The 21,317-nt window shown below is 46.2% G+C and carries 25 protein-coding genes and 2 pseudogenes; 24 read left to right on the plus strand and 3 right to left on the minus strand.

Annotated elements, in window-relative coordinates:
- Nucleotides 1–266: 266 nt before the first annotated feature.
- The 18 genes from RS881_RS41655 to RS881_RS41730 all read left to right on the plus strand — a co-directional run bounded on the left by RS881_RS41655 (nt 267) and on the right by RS881_RS41730 (nt 14,729).
- Complete coding sequence (locus RS881_RS41655; protein ID WP_315816185.1) at nt 267–1,061, plus strand: FecR family protein; 795 nt, start codon at nt 267–269, stop codon at nt 1,059–1,061.
- Between the two features lie 330 nt (nt 1,062–1,391).
- The gene (locus tag RS881_RS60675; protein WP_350340305.1) at nt 1,392–1,523 is read left to right on the plus strand and encodes a hypothetical protein; all 132 of its coding nucleotides are present in this window, start codon (nt 1,392–1,394) and stop codon (nt 1,521–1,523) included.
- A gap of 59 nt (nt 1,524–1,582) precedes the next feature.
- Nucleotides 1,583–2,275 (plus strand): TonB-dependent receptor plug domain-containing protein, encoded by a 693-nt coding sequence (locus tag RS881_RS41660; RefSeq protein WP_315824777.1) that lies wholly within the window; start codon nt 1,583–1,585, stop codon nt 2,273–2,275.
- A complete protein-coding gene (locus tag RS881_RS41665; protein WP_315816186.1) occupies nt 2,248–3,474 on the plus strand; it encodes a TonB-dependent receptor plug domain-containing protein in 1,227 nt (408 codons plus the stop codon). The genes RS881_RS41660 and RS881_RS41665 overlap by 28 nt, the downstream gene beginning before the upstream one ends.
- A gap of 82 nt (nt 3,475–3,556) precedes the next feature.
- Complete coding sequence (locus tag RS881_RS41670) at nt 3,557–3,814, plus strand: hypothetical protein (protein WP_315816187.1); 258 nt, start codon at nt 3,557–3,559, stop codon at nt 3,812–3,814.
- 9 nt (nt 3,815–3,823) lie between these two features.
- Entirely contained in the window at nt 3,824–4,852 is a 1,029-nt protein-coding gene (locus tag RS881_RS41675) for a DUF4249 family protein (protein WP_315816188.1), read from the plus strand.
- 169 nt (nt 4,853–5,021) lie between these two features.
- Entirely contained in the window at nt 5,022–6,194 is a 1,173-nt protein-coding gene (locus RS881_RS41680; RefSeq protein ID WP_315816189.1) for a serine hydrolase domain-containing protein, read from the plus strand.
- Nucleotides 6,195–6,420: 226 nt separating this feature from the next.
- Nucleotides 6,421–7,776, plus strand: a complete 1,356-nt coding sequence (locus tag RS881_RS41685) for a 7TM diverse intracellular signaling domain-containing protein (RefSeq protein ID WP_315824778.1) — start codon at nt 6,421–6,423, stop codon at nt 7,774–7,776.
- Nucleotides 7,722–8,234 carry a sensor histidine kinase gene (locus RS881_RS41690; RefSeq protein ID WP_315816190.1) on the plus strand — a complete coding sequence of 171 codons (513 nt, stop codon included), beginning with the start codon at nt 7,722–7,724 and terminating at the stop codon, nt 8,232–8,234. Before RS881_RS41685 ends, RS881_RS41690 begins: the two co-directional genes overlap by 55 nt.
- Before the next feature lie 2 nt (nt 8,235–8,236).
- Complete coding sequence (locus RS881_RS41695; protein ID WP_315816191.1) at nt 8,237–8,839, plus strand: response regulator; 603 nt, start codon at nt 8,237–8,239, stop codon at nt 8,837–8,839.
- A gap of 161 nt (nt 8,840–9,000) precedes the next feature.
- The gene (locus tag RS881_RS41700; RefSeq protein WP_315816192.1) at nt 9,001–9,228 is read left to right on the plus strand and encodes a hypothetical protein; all 228 of its coding nucleotides are present in this window, start codon (nt 9,001–9,003) and stop codon (nt 9,226–9,228) included.
- A gap of 253 nt (nt 9,229–9,481) precedes the next feature.
- Nucleotides 9,482–9,880, plus strand: coding sequence for a hypothetical protein (locus tag RS881_RS41705; RefSeq protein WP_315816193.1), 399 nt, complete (start codon nt 9,482–9,484; stop codon nt 9,878–9,880).
- A gap of 86 nt (nt 9,881–9,966) precedes the next feature.
- Nucleotides 9,967–11,031 (plus strand): SNF2 helicase associated domain-containing protein, encoded by a 1,065-nt coding sequence (locus RS881_RS41710; RefSeq protein ID WP_315816194.1) that lies wholly within the window; start codon nt 9,967–9,969, stop codon nt 11,029–11,031.
- The gene (locus RS881_RS41715) at nt 11,028–12,230 is read left to right on the plus strand and encodes a DEAD/DEAH box helicase (protein WP_315816195.1); all 1,203 of its coding nucleotides are present in this window, start codon (nt 11,028–11,030) and stop codon (nt 12,228–12,230) included. Before RS881_RS41710 ends, RS881_RS41715 begins: the two co-directional genes overlap by 4 nt.
- A 386-nt stretch (nt 12,231–12,616) precedes the next feature.
- Nucleotides 12,617–12,871 (plus strand): tetratricopeptide repeat protein, encoded by a 255-nt coding sequence (locus RS881_RS60680; protein ID WP_350340306.1) that lies wholly within the window; start codon nt 12,617–12,619, stop codon nt 12,869–12,871.
- Nucleotides 12,872–12,894: 23 nt separating this feature from the next.
- A complete protein-coding gene (locus tag RS881_RS41720) occupies nt 12,895–13,488 on the plus strand; it encodes a tetratricopeptide repeat protein (protein WP_315816196.1) in 594 nt (197 codons plus the stop codon).
- A complete protein-coding gene (locus RS881_RS41725) occupies nt 13,455–13,724 on the plus strand; it encodes a tetratricopeptide repeat protein (protein ID WP_315816197.1) in 270 nt (89 codons plus the stop codon). Before RS881_RS41720 ends, RS881_RS41725 begins: the two co-directional genes overlap by 34 nt.
- A gap of 345 nt (nt 13,725–14,069) precedes the next feature.
- Nucleotides 14,070–14,729, plus strand: coding sequence for a M90 family metallopeptidase (locus tag RS881_RS41730; RefSeq protein ID WP_315816198.1), 660 nt, complete (start codon nt 14,070–14,072; stop codon nt 14,727–14,729).
- A gap of 296 nt (nt 14,730–15,025) precedes the next feature.
- Here the strand turns inward: RS881_RS41730 and RS881_RS41735 are convergent, their stop codons facing one another.
- The 3 genes and pseudogenes from RS881_RS41735 to RS881_RS41740 form a co-directional block, all read right to left on the minus strand.
- Entirely contained in the window at nt 15,026–15,316 is a 291-nt protein-coding gene (locus tag RS881_RS41735) for a YdeI/OmpD-associated family protein (protein ID WP_315816199.1), read from the minus strand.
- Nucleotides 15,317–15,337: 21 nt separating this feature from the next.
- A pseudogene (locus RS881_RS62680) lies at nt 15,338–15,444 on the minus strand (YdeI/OmpD-associated family protein); the annotation flags it as partial.
- 182 nt (nt 15,445–15,626) lie between these two features.
- Entirely contained in the window at nt 15,627–16,064 is a 438-nt protein-coding gene (locus tag RS881_RS41740; RefSeq protein ID WP_315816200.1) for an aminotransferase class V-fold PLP-dependent enzyme, read from the minus strand.
- 418 nt (nt 16,065–16,482) lie between these two features.
- Here RS881_RS41740 and RS881_RS41745 point away from each other — a divergent pair, with 418 nt between their 5' ends.
- The 6 genes and pseudogenes from RS881_RS41745 (at nt 16,483) to RS881_RS41765 (ending at nt 21,313) form a co-directional block, all read left to right on the plus strand.
- Nucleotides 16,483–16,668 (plus strand): hypothetical protein, encoded by a 186-nt coding sequence (locus tag RS881_RS41745; protein WP_315816201.1) that lies wholly within the window; start codon nt 16,483–16,485, stop codon nt 16,666–16,668.
- A 389-nt stretch (nt 16,669–17,057) separates the two neighbouring features.
- Nucleotides 17,058–18,682: pseudogene (locus RS881_RS41750) on the plus strand (efflux RND transporter permease subunit).
- A complete protein-coding gene (locus RS881_RS41755) occupies nt 18,570–20,111 on the plus strand; it encodes an efflux RND transporter permease subunit (RefSeq protein WP_315816202.1) in 1,542 nt (513 codons plus the stop codon). The pseudogene RS881_RS41750 and the gene RS881_RS41755 overlap by 113 nt, the downstream one beginning before the upstream one ends.
- Nucleotides 20,112–20,116: 5 nt before the next feature.
- A complete protein-coding gene (locus tag RS881_RS62415; RefSeq protein WP_484557604.1) occupies nt 20,117–20,407 on the plus strand; it encodes a hypothetical protein in 291 nt (96 codons plus the stop codon).
- A complete protein-coding gene (locus tag RS881_RS62420; RefSeq protein ID WP_484557605.1) occupies nt 20,314–20,874 on the plus strand; it encodes a TolC family protein in 561 nt (186 codons plus the stop codon). Before RS881_RS62415 ends, RS881_RS62420 begins: the two co-directional genes overlap by 94 nt.
- Nucleotides 20,849–21,313 (plus strand): TolC family protein, encoded by a 465-nt coding sequence (locus RS881_RS41765; protein ID WP_315816204.1) that lies wholly within the window; start codon nt 20,849–20,851, stop codon nt 21,311–21,313. The genes RS881_RS62420 and RS881_RS41765 overlap by 26 nt, the downstream gene beginning before the upstream one ends.
- The last annotated feature ends 4 nt before the right edge of the window (nt 21,314–21,317 follow it).

Consider the following 21,317-nt stretch of genomic DNA (forward strand, 5'->3'; position numbering starts at 1 on the left):
AAACAACGGTTAACCTATTTATTGCAACAATACCAGGCAGGTAAAGCCACTCCTCCCGAAGAGCAGGAACTGGCAGCTTTTATAAAGTCCGATGCCGGCCAGGAACTGTTCAGTACCGTAATGACAGGCCTAATGCAGCAGCAAACACCCATCATGCCCGGCAATACCGCCTACTGGCAAAAAATGGTGCAACATATTGTACGCATTGATAAATCCGTTGCGCGACCCGCCACCGCCCCTATACGTATGCTTTTGCCAATATACCGTTGGGCTGCTGCAGCAGCCGTTCTCATGTTGGTAACCGCAGGTGTTTACTTTTTCTCAACCGCAGTCACACAAGTCACAATAGGAAGCTCCAGCCTCCTGTCCTGGCCCTGGCGCCTGTTGACAAAAACGTACTCACCCTCAACAATGGATCGCAGATACTCCTGGATGAGGTAGCCAATGGTGTTATTGCTACCCAGGGCTATATTACCGTAAGCAAATACGATAAGCAGATCGTCTATGCAGCCATGGGATCCTATGACGCAACTACCGACTACCATGTGATCTCTACGGCGCCGGGTAGTGATTATGAGGTCATACTGTCTGATGGTAGCCATGTATGGCTCAACGCAGCTTCTTCATTCCGGTTCCCGGCTTCTTTTTCCGGTAAGCAACGCACAGTTGAACTCGCTGGCGAAGCCTGGTTTGATGTACAGCATGCCCAACAAATTCCTTTCCTTGTTCATTCGGGAGCCTTTACCACCAGCGTGCTGGGAACAGCTTTTGATATCAAAGCCTATCCTGGTCAGCACCAGCTACAAGTGGATGTACAACGCGGCAAGGTACAGGTACAAGCGGGCAGTAAATTACTCGCCACCCTCGAAAAAGGGTATCAGCTAAAGGTGATTGCCGATACCATCATCCGCCAGCATAAAATAGACACCAACAAAGTGAGTAGCTGGAAGCGGGGTGAACTACGGTATGAAGAGGAAACCCTCGAAAATATGGTGGCCGATCTGCAAAGGGTCTATAAAGATTCCATTGTAATAAAAACAATGACCTCAAAAAACAATTGATCAACGCAGCCCTCAGGGAAGAAGACGGCCTCGACAAAGCACTGAACGTTATCCAAATCGTCTTCGAATGCCGCATCACAAAAATAAAGGCATTATCACAATAGAATAAACTAATTCGGGAACACAACTTATGAAACAGATCATAGCAATCCTGTTATTGGTAGCCTGTGCCCAATTGACAACAAAACAAAGCCAGGCCTAGGACATCAATAAAGACACAATTAATATCGAACTCAACGATGTTTCCTTCAAAAGGCATTAGAGTCTATAGAATGGGTTACAAAATTTAAGTTCAGCTACAAAAGCGCCGACATAAAAGGCCTGAAGCGCATCACTTACAAGCAAAATTTAGTTACCGTGAAAAAGGTATTGGACGATTTGTTATCCAATACCCCCTTACAGCACCAGGTAATGGGCAACATTATCATCTTAAAAAAAACAATAATCAAGCTAACCGAATAGTCACTGTACATGGGTTTGTAACAGTTACCCAGTCCGGCGAATCCCTGATCGGGGCCACCATCACCTTATCAGGCAGTAAAACATTTACCACTACTTCCAATGCCTATGGTTTTTATTCCTTAACCGTTCCTACCGGAGCCTACTTGCTCAACTGCTCTTATGTGGGGTTCCAGGAACTGGAAGAAACGATTTCCGTTGAGCAGGGATACAAACACAATATTGGCTTAAGTACTAAAACAAGCGATACACTCCAATCCGTAGTCATTTCATCTACCGGCAAGAAAAGCATCGTGCGCAATGTAGTCACTGGCAATCACCGCCTGAGTATTACCGACATTAAGAAAATAGCCATGGGAGGCGGCGAGCCGGATGTATTGAAGAGCCTCCAGGTCCTGCCCGGCATCCAGGCCTCGGCTGAAGGCACCACCAATTTGTCCGTACGTGGTGGGTCGTACGATCAAAACCTGATCATGCTCGATGAGGCGCCGGTATACAATCCCACCCATACCATGGGCTTTTTCTCCGTCTTCAATACCGATGCATTGAAAGATGTAGCCATCTACAAAGGCGTATTCCCGGCCCAATATGGTGGACGCCTGTCATCAGTAGTGGATATCCGCATGAAAGAAGGCAATAACAAACAATACACCGGCTCCGGTGACATAGGCATACTGGCCAGCCGGCTTACTTATGAAAGCCCCATTAAAAAGACAGGTCCTCCTTCATGGTATCTGGTCGCTTCAGTGCAGTAGGCAGCTTGTTGAACCTTACCCATGTATTGAACTTTATCGAGGCCCAGACCACCAAAAACAAGATATCCTTCTATGACCTGAATGCCAAATTCAATACCGTCTTGGGTAAGAAAGATAAGCTATACTTATCCGCTTATACCGGGCATGACAAATTCTATTTCGCACCACTCGATTATACCACCCGCCTCGACTGGGGCAATACCACCATCACCGCCCGGTGGAACCATGTATTCAATCCCCACCTATTTGCCAACACCTCGCTGCTCTACAGCAATTATAATTATTCATACTATACGCTGGATGATACAAAAGATTTTTCCTGGAAGGCCAACCTGAAAGAGGTCACCCTCAAGACCGATTTTGACTGGAGCTCTCATAAGAACAGCCAGTTCAAATTCGGCGCCGGCATCACAGGTCAGGACGTATCACCCGGTAAAGTAATACCCAACTCAAGTCGCCCGTATGCCAATGATATTTCCCTCAACAATCGCCGGTCTGTTCAGTTGTTTGCCTACTTCAACCATGAACAAAAATTAAGCAACCGCATCAGTGTGGCCTATGGTATCCGCGCCACAGGCTTTGCGGCCCTGGGCGATCAGACCGTATACCGGTACAACGCCGATACCTCGGCGGCTATTGACAGTACTTTCTATGGCCGTGGGAAAATCGTCAAATCTTATTTTGGCGCAGAGCCCAAGATCACCGTCCGGATATTATTAAACCCAGTCACCTCACTTAAGATAGCCTATGGACGCAATTACCAGTTCCAGCACCTACTCACCAATTCTTCGGTAGGCTTGCCTACCGATCTTTGGATGCCTTCCGATACTTACTTCAAACCACAATATTCCGACCACTATTCAGCAGGCATATACAAAACCTTTTCCGGCAATGAATACGAAGCCAGTCTCGAAGCCTATTACCGGCAATCATACAACATCATCGATTTCAAAGACAATGCAGAACTGTTCCTCAATGATAAAATTGAAACCCAGGTACTAACCGGAGAAGCCTGTGGATATGGCCTGGAACTATTGGTGAAAAAAATAAGGGACTATCTACCGGTTGGATCAGTTATACCTGGTCCAAGGCCTCACGCCGTATCAATGGCATCAACAATCATGAATGGTATCCCGCTACCTATGATCGCCGGCACAATGTCTCAGTGGTCTACAGTCGAACCATTTCTCCCAGGTTAAGCATTTCGGGTAATTGGGTGTACCGCAGCGGTGGCCATACTACCCTTCCCTGGGAACCTATACTTTTTATGGAAACCGATTTATGTATTACAGTACCCGCAATGGTTATACCCTGCCCGCCTATCACCGGCTCGACCTCAGCATGACCTGGAAAGAACGCTTCAAAAAGAAAAGAAAATGGCTGGGCGAATGGGTGCTCAACATATACAATGCCTACAGCCGGCACAATGTGTTTGCCCTTTATGTCAAGCAAGATGAAAGTAACTACAGTTTTGTCAAAACATCCAAAGTTTACCTGGGTGGCATTTTACCCACTGTCACTTACAATTTTAACTTCTAAGCAACGATCATGCGTATTCCATACTTTATAGCCTGCACGACCTTTATAATAGCCCTGGCAGGCTGTACCAAAGACTTTAATCCAGGCCCGCAAGCTGTCCGGTCTTTCTATACTATCGAAGGAAGCATCAGCACCATGAAGGGGCCTTACCATGTACGGATCACCAAATCAACCGGATTGATCAACAAACCAGGTCCTACATACAACGGGCCCGACAATGCCGAACCGGTAAAAGGAGCGCGGGTGATCATTACAGACGATGCCGGCACTACAGATACACTCACCCCAGCTCCCAAATCCATAGAGCGGTATAAATATGTTTATCATATAAATACCAGGGTAATAGATACGCTCCTCACTACCTCACATAACCTCTTCAAAAACTACGATAACGGGTTTTATCAAACTACCAAAATCAAGGGACAACCCGGGCATACCTACCGGCTCAGGGTAGAGATCGGTCATGAAGTGTTCGAGGCTTCGGCCTTTATGCCTCCTGTATCTGCAGTGGAACACGCAGAATTCAGAGATACCATCCTTCAACCCTATACCAACCGCGGATCTGTACCCTATGTATTCTTTAAAGACCCGCCCAACGAAAAAAACTATTACTTGCTAACAAGTCTTTACTCTCTCGCTTCCCCAGCTGACTTTTTTGCGGGTGTTGTCCCACTGTATTACGCGTACGACAATTACTTAGATTCGGGGAGGATCACGAATACTAGTGTCAATACAATTCAATTCTATGTATTTGATGACAGGTTGTTGTCCCCCGGCATCAATATTATACCAGTACGCTATAAAATGTTCAATAATAAAGGAGAGGAATTAAATTATTCTTATGGGATACTCCAACCCTATCCTGTGCAGGTTAGGTTACAGTCTTTAACGAAAGAGATATACAATTACCTCAATATCCTAATCAAACAGCTGGAAGACGATGGCAATATCTATAAACCTGCGCCCAGTTCAGCCCCTGGTAATATCAGCGGGGAGCGCTGGGATTCTTTTATGCTACCGCTGTTTCCGACAGACTGATCTATCCCAAATAAGTAGTAGATGGATTGCCCGCGAATTGTTGGCAATCGTATTGGCCCACTAACCTTTTCTTACGCCCCTTTCTACGCAAAGGCGTCCTGGCTGCAGGGCGCTTTTTGCATTCCCGGGATTACCTAACTTGTATACAAGCTACCATAAACCTGTTGCTATGCATGTACACCATCCACCAGCCTGCCTGACACGATATACGGGTCCAATTGCAAAATATAGCACTTTACTGATCCTGTGCATGGGCCTCTTGTATACAGCCCCTGCCCAGATCAAAACCTGGAACGGCAGGCAGATCAGCACAGCTGCGATGGACAAGTTTCTTCAGAACCAGGTAGACTCCCTCCAATTACCAGCCCTGTCCATTGCTTTTATCAGCGCAGGTAAAGTGGTCTATCACCGCGCGCTGGGTGTTGCCCGCCTGGATGCCCCAAAAGTAAATGAACAATCGCTTTTTGAAGCAGCTTCTTTATCCAAACCCGTATTTGCTTTTTGGGTATTACAAATGGTAGAAAGGGGCTTATTAAACCTCGATACGCCTTTGTACCAATACCTCCCTTTTCCGGAAATTGCGCATGACGAACGTTACAAACGCATTACAGCCAGGATGGTACTGGACCACACCACAGGTTTTCCCAATTGGCGCTGGTATGATGATTTGGATACTTCCCGGCATATACAACGTGGAGACATGTACCTCGCCTATCCACCCAGCACTTTTGGATACTCAGGCAAGGGCTATCATTACCTCGCCAAAGTGGTGGCCCACCTGCGGGGACGTACGCTGAAAAACCTCGATCCCCTTTTTCAACAGGAGGCAGCAAAGGCCTTGGGTTTCAGCCATTCTTATTTTACCTGGAATGATCGCATCCGCCTCCATAAAGTAACAGGCTACCAGGGCGGTAAAGTATTTGCCAAGGCCTGGCCCGCTGCCCCACCCGATGAAGATTCCACTTATTTTGGAGCAGCCAGCACCTTGCATACCGAAGCCGTTGATTATGCCCGTTTCTTGATAGCTATCATAAACAACAAAGGGCTAAAGAAAAGCACCATAGATCAAATGCTTCAGCAACAATCTCATGTACCCAGGGAAGCCCAAGCCAATTGGGGAACCATCAAAGGCTGGAGCCTTGGCTTTGCCGTAGAACCTACCGATCATGGTATCCGGTATTCACATGGCGGCGATAATGGTGGTTTCCAGGCAGGTTGTATGTTTTACCGGGAGCCTAAGATCGGTTATGTTTATTTTACCAATTGCGATAAAGGAGGCTGGTTCTATGAGAAACTGAGGTTATTCCTGGATGAAATGAAGCTACCTGGTGGAAAACCCTAAACCATCCCCCAATAGACCCCAGGGTTCTATTCACTTCCAGCCGTTTATTAACCCGTAAATACTATATTGCGTTTTTATTGTACATGTTGATCATCCCCTCGCCCGACAGCTTACATGTTGCTTCTTCATATTCCTACTTGCAGCCCTCCCCTGCAAGGCTGATACCTTAACCCTGCACAACACCAATCAGGCTGCTCAAAAAACATTACTGGCTTCTTATCTTACCATCTGGGAAGATGAAGCCCCCGGCTCAGATACATCCTTTGCCAATCTACACCGCACCCGGTTTATTCCACTGGCCCAACTAAAGGGGAAATCACCTACCGGCATTTACTGGCTCCGCATGCCCATTAAAAACAATATGCGTACCGTAGCCGATATGGTCCTTTCTTTCAACAACCTCACCTTCGTAGATGTATATCTTTATCAGGCAAATCAATGTATACTCCATAGAAAGGCAGGCTTATTCAGAGAGCAGCGGCAGGTCATTCCATTTGATGGACGATTGTATAACTTATTGACCTTTCAACCAGGCCAATCCTATGAATTATTGCTCAAGGTTCATCATACCAAGGGCTATTGGCCCATCTTTAATTTCTCCTTACAGCAGGAAGCCTCCTTTGATCAATCAAAACAACAACTGAATAAGATCGACGCCTGGTCGCAGGGCGCTGTGTGCGTCTTGTTTATATACGCCTTATTATCCTGGATCGTAAGCCGGTACAGGCCCTACCTATGGCTTTTGTGTTATGTGGCTGGCATTGGCATGTACGGCATCTGTACTGGGGGCTATTTTATTGATTGGTTTTTCCCCAATCACCCATCAACCGGTTGGTTATTCAACCTCATCTTTGTTCACCTGGGCAGTTTCGCTATTTATAGGCTGCTCATGGATTTCTGGCACATGAAGTTGTACAATCCCATATTGTACAATGTAGGGCGCATATTGGTTATAGAAGTAGGCGTATTGTCATTTACAGGTTTTATTATTGATTATATAACCGGCTCCTTTGCGCTGGTCAATACCATCAATTTATGGCTATCCGTATTCCCCCTCAGTTTTGTGGTGGCATCTTTATGGATATGCTGGTGGCGGCTTACACCTGCCCAGCGTTACCTGGCCTATGGCCTTTTATTGTTTTTCCTGTCGGCCATATACTTTGTATTCAGTTCAGCAATCCTCAAGGAAAAAAGTTTGCTCACTGCCCCCTATGTATCCAACTTCACCACCCTGGGCGTTTTCCTGTTGTTTGCCACCGGCTTGAAGGAAGACCTCCGCCAGCATGAAATAGACAAACATGCAGCCCTGGAAGAACTCAACAGGCTGCAGCAATCCCAGAATGCCCTGCTCGAAAAAAAAGTAGCCAGCCGTACATCAGAACTAAGTATCTCAAACCGCCACCTTATTGAACAACAAGCTTTACTGGCAGATAAGAATACCAAAATTGAGATACTCATCAATGAACTCAATCACCGCGTAAAGAATAACCTGCAACTGCTTTATGGCCTCAGCAGCCTGCAAGCCCCATGGTCAATGATGAAGCCTCCCGCGAAATACTCAAAGGCAATATGGGCAAGATAAAGGCCATGATGCTGGTCAATGAAAAACTGTTCCGCTATGAAGAACAGTTCTCTGTGCATGTACATGAATTCACTACCGAACTGGCCGATCACCTGCAACGCATCTACGATAGTAAAGGCAGGATACGCATCCAGCAAAACATCAGCGCCGGTATCCAGCTACAGGGCAAGCAAGCCCTGTCCTTTGGCCTCATTCTCTCCGAACTACTCACCAATTCCTATAAATATGCCTTTACAGATCACCACGATCCCGTAATCAACATCTCCATGCAAGCAGTGGATGAACACAGCATGTTGTTTACCTATTCCGATAATGGCAGCGGGATAGATCATGCCCGGCAGGAAAAACCTGTAACCATGGGCATTTCACTCGTCCATGACCTGACCCGGCAAATGAATGGAAAAATTACCGTATCCAATGGGTACGGCTTAACTTATCAGCTTTTAATTCCTGTTTAAATATGGTCCGTGTATTGATTATCGAAGATGAGGTTATTATAGCCCGGTTTATTGAACAACAATTGCTGTCGGCTTTTCAATGTACAACCCGTATTGCCATCTCCGTCAAAGAGGTAAAGGCCGCCATGCCCGAAATGTTGCCGCACCTCCTCCTCTGCGATATTAACCTCCATGAATCACAATCGGGCATTGAACTCATCACAGAGCTGCAGCGCGACTATGCTTTTGAAGTGATATACATCACCTCCTATCAAAACCGGACCATCATAGAACAGGCCGCTGCCACCAATCCGGCCAATTACATCATAAAACCCGTGGATGAAGCCCAACTTTTTGCAGGCGTGCAACTGGTCATGAACCGCATCATCAACAATTCGGCCACAGGTGAAAAGATCACACACCCTGCCGGCTTATTGAACCCCACAGAGTTAAATATCCTGCAACTCATTCGCGACCAGAAAACAACCAAGGAAATTGCACAATCCTTGTTCTTAAGCCCTTATACCATCAAGAACCACCGCCACAATATTTGTCGTAAACTACAATTGGATGAAGGGAACAATGCCCTGTTGAAATGGGTCATGCAACACACCCATTTGTTATAGCATGATCATTTAAACCTACCACTATTGCTAATGAAAGCAATCCACTTACTGGCCGGACTCCAGAAGGGGCCAACCGGAAGGAAAAAGAGGATGATAAGCAGGCGTTTCATGCTATTTTAAAATATGACTAAAAGGGTATTGTTCCCGATATTTGCAGGCTTATGGAGCAGACAGGTAATGACATATCCCTCTCCGGAAGCCAGGATATTCGTTTTAATAGGTTTCCCGCCGAAGGCCTTACCGAAACCCTGATCGCACAACACAGCCGGGGCGCCGGCTATGTGGAAGCCAGGGAGTACCGCCTCATTACCCCTCATAGCCTGAACATCGACAACGGCATCTTTATTGGCCCATACGCCATCCCCCCATTTCCCCCGTATCAGTCCTAAGGCAGGGCCAGCAATTGCTCGTATCCTGTACCTGCAACCAGGACCCCAACCAATTGTGCACCCATGAAGCACAAGTATTGACCGCCATCATCCGCCGGGAAGAACTAGGTATTTTTTCTTTCCACGCCTGCGTCATGAAAAACTTAAAAAGTTTGCAGCCGATTATGGCCTGTCTGCGGCAGCCGACCTCTACCAATATTTCAACATCCAATTTGAACACAACAAGATAGCCATTACTCCCCGGGAACCCGCCTTGCTGGCCATCAACCAGGACACCCTGCAGGCCATGAAGCAGGTACTGTACCCCGCAACAAGCGACATACCCAAAGAATCACCCGAGGTCGATGGCAAAACCATTTGTGTCGTATTCAAACAACACAAATACCATAAACATTTATTGGTCGAATTGTACCAGGCTCCTGTATCCAAAGAAGGAAAGATAAAAAATCCCATGATCCTGGTGCCGCCGCTCGACCTGGCCTGGACCCTTGATGACCCGGATCACCTGAAATTCTATACCGCTGTTCATAAATTCCAGCAACACCCGTCTGCTAAAAGGTCAGCAACCGATCTTACCGCCCTGAAAGCCATCGTAAAAACCCCGCCCGCTACCCTTTCTTTTACCACAATCCCGAAGCGTCTGATAATATAACAGCCAGTTCCGTTGTAGCAATTAAAGCAGCCCTGATACCTACCCCCATCAACCTCACCGTATCACGGGAAGCTGAATTCTATGCCGTGGATGGTAAACTGAATTTGTATGATAAAGAGTATACCTTAAGTGAGCTAAATCTTCGGTTCAACTGGTTCCTGGAAGCCAACAATATCCTCTACCTGGTAGATCAATTGCAGGCATTGGGAGTCATTGAACTACTGAAGAAAAAGCACCACTTCCTGGTACATTCCAACAAGTATCCTGAGTTCAAAGCACAACTGCTGGATAAACTGGAAGACAATATCCCGATCCATTATGACTATATCGGCGAGGCTACACCCATTCAATTGGAGCAGGAAGGATTCAACCAGGGAATACAACGCATTATCTATTTATCCGACCTGAAGAACTACGTCATGATTATCCCGGTAGTACGGTATAGCGATATAGAGATTCCCATCCGTACCCAAAGACAGGTGCATGGTACCGATGCCAAAGGCAAGGAGTTCCTGGTAAAGCGCGATGACCAGGCCGAAAGGAGTTTTACAGCACTCATACTGCAGCAACATCCCCATTTTGAAGAACAACGGGACAATGACCTCCATTACTGGTACCTGCACCGCGACCGTTTCTTATCCGAAGATTGGTTCCTGCATGCTTTTGAAGAATGGCACAAGCAGGGAATTACCGTTTTAGGTTTTAACGACCTGGAGGGCAATAGGTTAAACCCTCACCGCGTAAAGGTCGATATCAAGATACATACCGGTATCAATTGGTTCAATGCCAATGTACACGTAAAATTTGGCAGGCAGAAAGCATCCTTAAAGCAAGTATATAAATCCATCCGCAACCAAAACAAGTACGTACAACTCGATGATGGTACCAAAGGTATCCTGCCTGCTGAATGGATCGAGAAATTTACCCATTACTTCAACAATGCCGAGGTAATTGATGAATCAACCATCCGGATTGATAAGATCAACTTCACTGCCATTGAGCAACTGTATGAGGAAGCCATGGTCGATGAAGCTGTAATGCAAGAGGTACAATTGTACCGCAAAAAACTGGACGACATACAGCATATCCAGGAAATTGAAGTACCCGAAGCATTCCAGGGCACCCTTCGCCCTTATCAAAAGAAGGGTTGAACTGGCTCAACTTTTTAGATGACCTCAATTTCGGCGGCTGCCTGGCCGATGATATGGGATTGGGTAAGTCCATCCAGATCATTGCTTTCATACTTTCACAAAGAAATAAGGTACAGCGCAACACAAATTTGCTGGTTGTACCTTCAACATTGATATTTAACTGGCAACAGGAAGTAGCCCGTTTTGCCCCTTCTATTAAACTACTGACTGTTCATGGAGCCAGCCGCATCAGGGATGCCGCCAGCTTCGACCAATATGAACTGATACTAACTTCCTACGGCACTTTGCTGACGGATATTCAGTTTATGAAAGACTATGTATTCAATTATGTCTTCCTCGATGAATCACAAAATATCAAGAACCCCGAAACCCAACGGTACAAATCAGTACGCCTCCTAAACTCCCGCAACAAAATAGCCGTTACCGGCACCCCCATCGAAAACAATACATTCGATCTGTTCAGTCAACTGTCATTTGCCTGCCCCGGCCTCCTGGGCAGCAAGCAATTCTTTAAAGACACCTATTCCATACCCATTGACACCTTCAAAAGCAGCAAGCGGGCTATTGAGCTGCACAAAAAAGTAAAACCTTTTATTTTACGACGAACAAAACAGGAAGTAGCCCCAGAGCTGCCGGAGAAAACCGAAATGGTATTGTATTGTGAAATGGAAGAGGAACAACGTGGAATCTATGAAGCTTATGAAAAAGAGTTCAGGGAATATATTTCTGCCACAACAGCCGATGAATTGAAGAAAAGCCCTATGAATGTACTAAAGGGATTGACCCGTTTAAGACAGATCTGCGATGCACCCGCCTTATTGGGTGATGATGCCCTGACCGGTACCAGTTCGGCCAAGATCAATACCCTCATAGAACAAATTGAAACCAAATCACCCCATCATAAGATCATCGTTTTCTCCCAGTTTGTGTCCATGCTGCAATTGATCAGAACACAATTGATCAGCAGGAATATTGGCTTTGAAATGCTCACGGGCAGCACCCGCAACCGGGGCGCGGTAGTCAATGCCTTTCAAACCAATCCCAATAGCCGGGTATTCCTCATCAGCCTCAAAGCTGGCGGCACCGGCCTCAACCTCACAGAAGCGGACTATGTATACCTGGTAGATCCCTGGTGGAACCCCGCCGTAGAAAATCAGGCCATTGACCGCGCCCATCGCATTGGACAGGATAAAAAGTAATTGCCATCCGCCTCATCTGCCCTGAAACCGTAGAAGAAAAGATCATGAAAATGCAGGATACTAAAAGATCACTGGCCGATGACCTCATCAAAACCGGCAGTTCTTTAGTATCCTCTTTGTCCAAAGACGACCTATTGAATTTATTGTGGTTCCAGCCGGCATAAGTATAATAAGAAAAACAGGTAAGCGCTACCTTCTGTTTGGTGTTTAAAATAATTAACCTATTTTACCTACAAACTACTAACGATGACGGGTCTAGATAAGTTACGGGAAACCGTAACTGCACTCAATGACAATGATCAATTCAGAAAGTAATAACCCTTTTACCTGACCAGGTACTTGCCCAACACAACGATGCAGAACTTTACCACCAACTGGGTCTGGCGCTGGCCGATACAGGACAACCTGACAAGGCAGTAAAAGCACATACACAGGCCATTGCCATCAACCCCAAGGCAGCCAGGTACTATACCAACCGTGGAGTACTAGCACTCCTGAAACAATCATTTGATGAGGCTAATAATGATTGCAGCCAGGCAATCGAATTAGATCCTGATAATGTCGCTGCCCGTTTCAACCGGGGTGAAGCTTATAAAGCCACCAGCCAATACGATAGGCTTATGAAGATCACGATCATGTAATATCCCTGGATCACAAAAATGCCATGGCGTATTATGGCAGGGGTAATATCCATTACATCAAAAAATATGAAAAAGCCATCAACGACTTTAGCAAATCCATCAAATTAAAACCTGACTTTGTCTATACCTGGTATCAACGCGGCAATGTATGGTATGATCTGCAGGAATTTGACAAAGCCATTGTACTGGATCCTAAATTTGAGTTAGCCTACCTGGATCGCGGTTACGCCTGGTTTGATAAACACAACTATGACAAAGCCATACAGGACTATTCACAGGTGATAAAGCTGAATCCACAACATGTAAACGCTTACCGGCTCCGGGGCGACTGTTGGGATGAGAAAAAGGAACATGAGCGGGCATTGAAAGACTACCATGTAGCAGTCAAATTAAAACCTATGGAAGCCAGAAACTATATTAACCGGGGTTGTGTATATGCCGCCTTGAAAAAGACAAGCTGGCCATCGATGATTTTACCATTGCTATTGGCCTCAAACCAGAAAACGCTGATGGCTGGTACAACAGGGGCAATTCCTGGAATGAGCTATTCCTACAAACCAAGGCGCACAACGAACTTCAACATGTGCTGGATGATTTTACCCGCGCCTTTCAAATAGACCCACTGCATTCGGATGCCATTTGCAACAGGGGCATACTTTATGCTACCATTTTTGATTATCAAAATGCGGTTCCCGATCTTGTAAGAGCGTTGGAAATAAATCCTTACGACCAGTTTGCACCCAAGTGGTTGGCAAGGATCCAGGAAAAGACCATGGTCAGTTTTGAAGAGATGTTACAGCGTACTTTCACCGCAGGCCCCATGCCAGCTGGTAAAAAAAAAGGCCGCTCCTAAGAAAAAAAAGCGACCGTTAATTTGGTAGCAACAAGACAAATTTTATTACAGCTACCCTAAAATGAAAAAAGGCAGATACCTCTAGTATCCATAATTATTTTACCGGCTTAGGGATGAAATGATGATATTTGACAATATTCTTATAGGATGGAAACTATTATTGGCATTGCAGGAATAGTGATCATGGGTATACTACTTTCGCTGGCTTTCAGAAGGAAAAAGCCTTACCCACACTCACACCCGAAACCATACAACCCATATTACAACAACAAGTAGCTTTTTACCGTGCACTGGACAATGACCAAAAGCCCGGTTTGAAGCGCGGGTAATGGCCTTTTTGCAAAAGTGCATATCACCGGCGTAAAAACCACTGTAGAAGATATTGATAAGGTATTGGTAGCTGCAGGTGCCATTATTCCCATCTTCGCCTTCCCCGATTGGGAATACAGGAATATACATGAGGTACTGCTGTATCCCGGCTCCTTCAATGAGGATTACCAACAGGATGGACAAGACCGCAATATTTTGGGCATGGTAGGTAATGGCCCCATGCAAAATGTAATGATCCTATCCCAACAAAATGTAAGAGATGGGTTCCGCAGCAGTTCAGATAAACACAATACGACTATCCACGAATTTGTACACCTGGTAGATAAATCAGATGGCGCTACCGATGGACTGCCCGAAGCACTCATTCCTCATCAATATGCAAGGCCCTGGTTAAAACGCATTCATGAAGAAATGCAGTTGATACGCGAAGGCCGGTCGGATATCAACTACTATGGCACTACCAATGAAGCTGAATTTTTAGCCGTAGTATCTGAATACTTCTTTGAGAAACCTGCCGAAATGGAAAAGAAACACCCCGAACTATACGCCTTGTTGAAGGTCATCTTTTGCCCGCTCCTCCTAAATAAAGCCCAGCCATTAATATCCCTTATTGCCAGCTTTAAGGCCCACCATGGTTATAACCCCATCCATCCCAGGACGTTATACACATGTTAAAAGATCTGTTCAGCCATCCTTCCGGGTATGATTTTCGTAATTATTGGTGGTCCATCCTGAAAATCAAGCACCCTATCATGAATAAAACAATCTGTACCCTAACAGGCTGGATTTGCCTTACCTTCCTGGCTGTATCCTGCCACAAAAACAAAGAGGCCAACGATCTACCCACAATCATTGAAACTCAACCGGCTATACTTAGTCCTATTACACAAAGCATAGGCAATAAGATAGGGGGTTATTATGAAGCCCTGCCCGTAGGGTATACGCAAAATCAGGGCAAATATCCACTACCCCTAATGAAACTTTTGCTCCTCTGCCAGCATAGCAATGATGGTAACCATCCGCTTTTCCCTGGTTTCGGGTTTCTTGGCCGTTTGCAGTCGCCAGGAAATGGCAAACAGGTTCGTTTTGTTAAGGGTTTGGTAGAATTTCCACGCAGCTTTATTTTTCTTCACCAGTTGTAGAAAATCATCGGGCACCTGACTGTTGGCCTGTGAGTCATAAGCCCGCCCCCAACGGCCATCGGCTTTGGCCGCTTCAATTTCCTGTAATCCACCTGTTTGCATTCTACCTGCCTTGATCAATCGCTCCACATTTTCAATATTCTTTTTAGACCAGATGCTCCTCGCACGGCGGGGGTGTACTTCTGGATATAGGATTCCTCATCAAAAGTATTCCGCTGTCCATCGATCCATCCATAACAAAGCGCCACATCCAGCGCTTCAGTGATCGTAATACTGGGTATGCCCGAATCTTTTTATACACACGAAGCCAGATGCCTTTCCCTTTGACATTTTTAGCTACCCAGTTTTCAAATAACTGCGCTGTTTTAAAGGCTTTAACAGGTAATTCGTCCTTGCTGCTTGTCATCATTTATTGTTTAATTAGATCCTTTTATCCTTCCAGGCATGCCAGTAATCGCTCTATATCATCCATATCATTGTACAGATGCGGTGCTATCCGGATAGATTCGCCCCTGAAACTAATGATCACTTTGTTTTCTGCCAAACGTTTTTGCAAAGCAGCCACATCCCTGTTGCCCAATGGAATACTTCCTATATGTCCCACTGTACTTTCGATGCTCCCATCTTCAATACCTTTTTCTTTTTTATAAGCTGTTATGTTATCTGTAAGTGTGGTGAGTTGCTGCTGAATGGCGCCAGGTCCCCAACGAACAATTTGCTCCAAAGCGGCAATGGACATAGGCATTAAATTGAACTGCGAAAATTCACCCATATCAAATTTCCGGGCACCAGGCCGGTACCCTTCCGTATTACTTTTTAGTGCCGTAAAATCTTCACTACCACGCTTTGTAAGCCAGGAATATTCCAAGGGGTCGCCCGCTTCCTACCGATGAGGTGATACATACATATATCCCAGGCCATAACTCGCAGAAGGTATAATAGCCATATTGCTGGCCGCTGTTTGAAATACAGTACCCGCCAATTCCCGCAATATTTCCGCTTGCGTAAACCAATCAACCGATCTGATATTCCAGGGCGTAGCCAGGTGTGCAGCGCCTGTATCCCGGCTTCCCGCACCGCCTTGAGCATAGGCGACATATTAGCACAATTGAGATAAGTAATCCCTTCTTCCAGCTGGAAAAGGTCTTTAGCAGTATCAATAGGATGGTTCATATTTAAAGTTAATTAATTCCCAGACAATACCTGGTGCCATACATATTGATTATGAAAATACCTGACTATATTTGTCCCGTGAAAAAGGATGCATATCCATACTGTTTTTCATTGTGCTGCTGAATGATACTTCACTGAACCAGTTACTGAAACTGCCAGCCCTGATAGGTCATTACATGGAGCATCACCAACTGGACAACCGGGTAGATTTTGTTCAATTCCTGGCCATGCATTACTGGGGTACCGACCTCAACGACAATGATGATGACCGCGACATGCAATTGCCCTATAAAAAGTAAACCTCCAGTCTGTTGATCATCCGCTGATCCTCTCTTTTAAACCAGCTATCGAACAACATCCCTTGTTTACAACTGTAGTAGTACAGCCTGTTTTTAATAATGAAGATCTTCCCCAGCCTGCCTTGGGCACATTATTCCGTCCTCCCAAATGCTAACATAGGTCATTTCATTTTATGGATTAATCGATTGGTGCAGCAGGCTTGTATTCCTATTGTGCCCACATGATATTATCCGTAAACCCTCCATGCAGGCTATTACTGCATGATAACCATTTATTCATTTTACAAGATTTCATTCCTTATGCTGAATAAGATCATCAGCTTTTCTGTAAAGAATAAGCTGGTCATTGATTATTTATTATTGCCCTCACCATCTGGGGCAGTTTTGAGGTGACCAGACTTCCCATTGATGCAGTACCCGATATCACCGACAACCAGGTACAGGTACTTACCGTTTCGCCTTCATTAGGCGCACCGGATATTGAACGGCTCATTACTTTTCCCATTGAGCAGGCCTGCAGCAATATACCCGGCCTGAAGCAGGTACGCAGTTTCTCCCGCTTTGGCCTGTCCTCGTCACCATCGTTTTTGATGATGCAACCGACATATACTGGGCGCGTCAACAGATCAGTGAACGATTGCAACAGGTACAACAGGAAATACCGGCTGGCATCGGTTCGCCTGTCATGGCCCCCGTATCAACTGGTCTGGGCGAAATATATCAGTACGTAGTAAGACCCAAACGGGGCTATGAAGGTAAATACAATGCCATGCAGCTGCGTACCATGCAGGACTGGATCGTGCGGCGTCAACTCATGGGCACACCAGGCGTAGCCGAAGTATCGAGCTTTGGCGGACAATTAAAGCAATATGAGATTGCCGTCAGGCAGGAACAGTTAAAAGCCTTTAACCTTACGATTGCCGACGTATTCGATGCCCTGGAAAAGAACAACCAGAATACCGGCGGTGCTTACATCGAAAAAGGACCCACCGTACTTTATATCCGTAGCGAAGGACTTACGGAAGCCCTGGAAGATATTGAAAAGATAGTGGTTAAAATAACCAGCAATGGTATTCCCCTGCTCATGCGCGATGTGGCCACCATACAATACGGGGCTGCCATCCGTTATGGAGCTATGACCTACAATGATCAGGGTGAAGTGGCAGGCGCCGTACTGATGATGCTGAAAGGAGAAAATTCATCGGCAGTAATAAAACGGGTAAAAGCAAAAGTAGCAGAAATACAAAAGATGTTGCCTGAAGGCGTAATCATTGAACCCTTCCTCGACCGCACCAAAATGGTAAACAATGCCATTGAGACAGTAGAAACCAACTTACTCGAAGGTGCCCTGATCGTGATCCTGGTCCTGGTATTCTTCTTGGGCAACCTGCGGGCAGGGCTCATCGTTTCTTCAGTTATCCCCTTATCCATGTTATTCGCCATTATACTGATGAACCAATTTGGTGTAGGCGGCAATCTGATGTCACTCGGCGCTATTGATTTTGGGTTGATCGTAGACGGATCCGTCATTGTGGTGGAAGCCATCCTCCATCGCTTTTCCCATTCCAAACACTTCAGGCAGCTAAGCAGCATCAATCAGCAGCAAATGGATGAAGAGGTCATCAACTCTACAGGCTCTATGATCAAAAGTGCAGTATTCAGCCAGATCATCATCCTCATTGTTTACCTGCCCATCCTGTCCTTGCAGGGCATTGAAGGAAAGATGTTCAAACCCATGGCCATCACCATTGCCTTTGCCATTCTGGGGGCTTTCCTGCTATCCGTAACTTATGTACCCATGATGGCTGCTTTGTGTCTGAACAAAAAGCTCAACCATAAAAACAATGACCGACCGGCTGATGAGTTGGCTGGAGAGAAGGTACCATCCCACATTAAGCCGCTTGCTGCAATATCCCAAATCTATGATCGCCGTTGTGCTCACCTTGTTCATAGGCGCAGTGATCATCCTGGGTCGTATGGGAGGAGAGTTCATTCCCCAGTTGGAAGAAGGTGATTTTGCGGTAGAGACCCGGTTATTAACCGGCAGCAACCTCAACAATACCATCCGCTCTACCCAACAGGCTTCAAAGATATTATTGAAGCAGTTCCCCGAAGTAGAAAAGGTGGTCACCAAGATTGGCAGTTCCGAGATCCCTACCGACCCCATGCCTTTTGAAGCCAGCGATATGATCGTGGTACTGAAACCCAAAAAGGAATGGACCTCTGCAAAAACTTTTCCCGGGCTCAGTGCCAAAATGACCACCGCCCTGGAAGCCGTACCAGGCATTACCGTTAGTTTTCAATTCCCCGTCCAGATGCGTTTCAATGAATTGATGACAGGCGCACGCCAGGACATTGTGTGTAAGATATTTGGCGAAAACCTCGATACCCTCACCGCATACGCACACCGGTTGAATGGGATCGTACAAACCGTACATGGCGCTATCAATGTGTATGAAGAAACCGTTACAGGCATGCCCCAGGTCGTAATTAAATACAACCGCGATGGCATGGCCAAATATGGATTGAATGTAAGCGACATCAACCGCGTAGTGAATACCGCCTTTGCCGGACAAGTGGCGGGGCAGGTATATGAAGGAGAAAAACGTTTTGATATGGTAGTTCGCCTGGCAGGAGAATCACGTAAGCATATGGCCGATATTCAAAACCTGCTGGTACCTACCCGGCAGGGCACACAAATACCTTTATCCATGGTAGCTAGCATCCAGGAAATAGAAGGCGTGAACCAGGTACAGCGGGAAAACACTCGTCGCCGCATCATTGTTGGTTTTAATATAAATGGCCGCGATGTACAGTCCGTCGTACAGGAGTTGCAACAAAAAGTACAGCAGCAACTCAACCTACCCAGGGAATATACCATTGCTTATGGTGGTTCTTTTGAGAATATGAATGCAGCAAAAGAACGTTTGAGCATTGTGGTACCAGTAGCCCTGCTGCTGATCTTCCTGCTTTTGTATTTTGCTTTCCATTCCATCAAACAGGGCTTATTGATCTATACCGCGATTCCCTTATCAGCAATCGGAGGTATCGCCGCCCTTTGGATAAGGGATATGCCTTTCAGCATTTCCGCTGGAGTGGGCTTTATTGCACTATTTGGCGTAGCCGTATTGAATGGCATCCTGTTGGTGAGCGAATTTAACCGGCTGAAACAGGAGGGTTGGCACGATGTAAGGGGCATTGTGATTCATGCCACCAAATCAAAACTGAGGGCCGTATTGATGACGGCACTCGTGCCTTCACTAGGCTTTATTCCCATGGCCATCAGTACCGGTGCCGGTGGCGAAGTACAGAAGCCCCTGGCTACGGTGGTGATCGGTGGACTCATCATCTCTACCCTGCTCACCCTATTCCTGTTGCCCGTCCTCTATATTCTATTCGAGAAAGGCTTTGGCAATTTCAAACCACGACCTAAAAGGCAATAGCCCTGGTGTTACTATTACTAGGCGCAGCCGCTGCACAAGCACAGCAACCCATCCGGCTGGAGGCTGCCATCGACAGTGCACTGAAGAACAACCAACGCTTACAAATAGCCAATACCACCATCAGCTATTACAAAGCGCTTCAAAAAGCTATTTCGACCTGGACAAAACAGCCCTTACCGCAGAGTATGGACGGTTTAACAGTTTGGCCAATGACAACCGTTTCTCTATTTCACAAAGCATCCAATTTCCTACAGTATACAAACACCAGCGCAGTATTCATAAGACCAATGTCCTGATCAGTGAAACAAGCAGGCAACAACAGCAGGTGGAACTGCGGGCCATCGTAAAACAGGTGTTTTATCAACTCCTGGTATTGCAACAAAAGCGCCGCCTGCTACAGGAAGCCGATAGCCTGTACAGCAACCTCCTCAAAAGATCACAGCAGCGGTTCCAGGCAGGAGATATTGATGTACTGGAAAAAACAACGGTTCAAAATCAGCGGCAGCAGGTAGGCAATCAGTTAAGCCTGCTGGAAACCGATTACCAGGTATTACAAACACAATTAAAGATCTTACTGAACAGTCAGGATAAACCGGAGCCCGTAGCAGATACCGTATTATATCCACTGGCAGCTATACCCGATACCAGTTTGCTTCGGTTAAGCCCTGCCCTACAACTGCAACAACAGCAGACACAACTTTCGGCTGAACAGGCCAGGCTCGAAAAAAAGCAAGCTGTTGCCCTCGTTTACCGCAGGTTATAATAATACCTCCATTATTGGATGGCAAACCACCAAAGAACACCAGGAGTTGTACTTCGCAGGAAGTAAACGGTTCTCTTCGGCCAATATAGGCATAGGCATACCTATCTTTTCAGGAGCCCAGCGGTCACGCATCAAAGCAGCTGATATCCAGGTGAGCCAGCGTATCCAGGAAACAGCCGCAGCCGCCCAACAATTACAGGCCAGCCTCCATGCCGCAACACAGGTATACCTGCAACGCAACCAGTTGGTATTCGAATACCAACAACAGCTCCTGCCCAATGCCACTACCATCATCCATACCGCTACCCAGCGGTTGCAGGCCAGTGAAACCGGTTACCTCGATTGGGTGATACTGGTGAACCAGGCACTGCAATTACGCAGTGATTATTTTAATGCAATACAGCAGCGCAATGAAGCTGCTTTTGAAATAGAAAAATAACGGC

It is taken from the genome of Paraflavitalea speifideaquila (assembly GCF_032395985.1).
Taxonomy (GTDB): domain Bacteria; phylum Bacteroidota; class Bacteroidia; order Chitinophagales; family Chitinophagaceae; genus Paraflavitalea; species Paraflavitalea speifideaquila.

Bases quoted from the DNA above. Each gene is read 5' to 3' on its own strand.
- RS881_RS41665 (WP_315816186.1), top strand. From the start codon at position 2,248: ATGGTATCTGGTCGCTTCAGTGCAGTAGGCAGCTTGTTGAACCTTACC.
- RS881_RS41670 (WP_315816187.1), top strand. From the start codon at position 3,557: ATGTATTACAGTACCCGCAATGGTTATACCCTGCCCGCCTATCACCGG.
- RS881_RS41675 (WP_315816188.1), top strand. From the start codon at position 3,824: ATGCGTATTCCATACTTTATAGCCTGCACGACCTTTATAATAGCCCTG.
- RS881_RS41680 (WP_315816189.1), top strand. From the start codon at position 5,022: ATGCATGTACACCATCCACCAGCCTGCCTGACACGATATACGGGTCCA.
- RS881_RS41690 (WP_315816190.1), top strand. From the start codon at position 7,722: ATGGTCAATGATGAAGCCTCCCGCGAAATACTCAAAGGCAATATGGGC.
- RS881_RS41695 (WP_315816191.1), top strand. From the start codon at position 8,237: ATGGTCCGTGTATTGATTATCGAAGATGAGGTTATTATAGCCCGGTTT.
- RS881_RS41700 (WP_315816192.1), top strand. From the start codon at position 9,001: ATGGAGCAGACAGGTAATGACATATCCCTCTCCGGAAGCCAGGATATT.
- RS881_RS41720 (WP_315816196.1), top strand. From the start codon at position 12,895: ATGGCGTATTATGGCAGGGGTAATATCCATTACATCAAAAAATATGAA.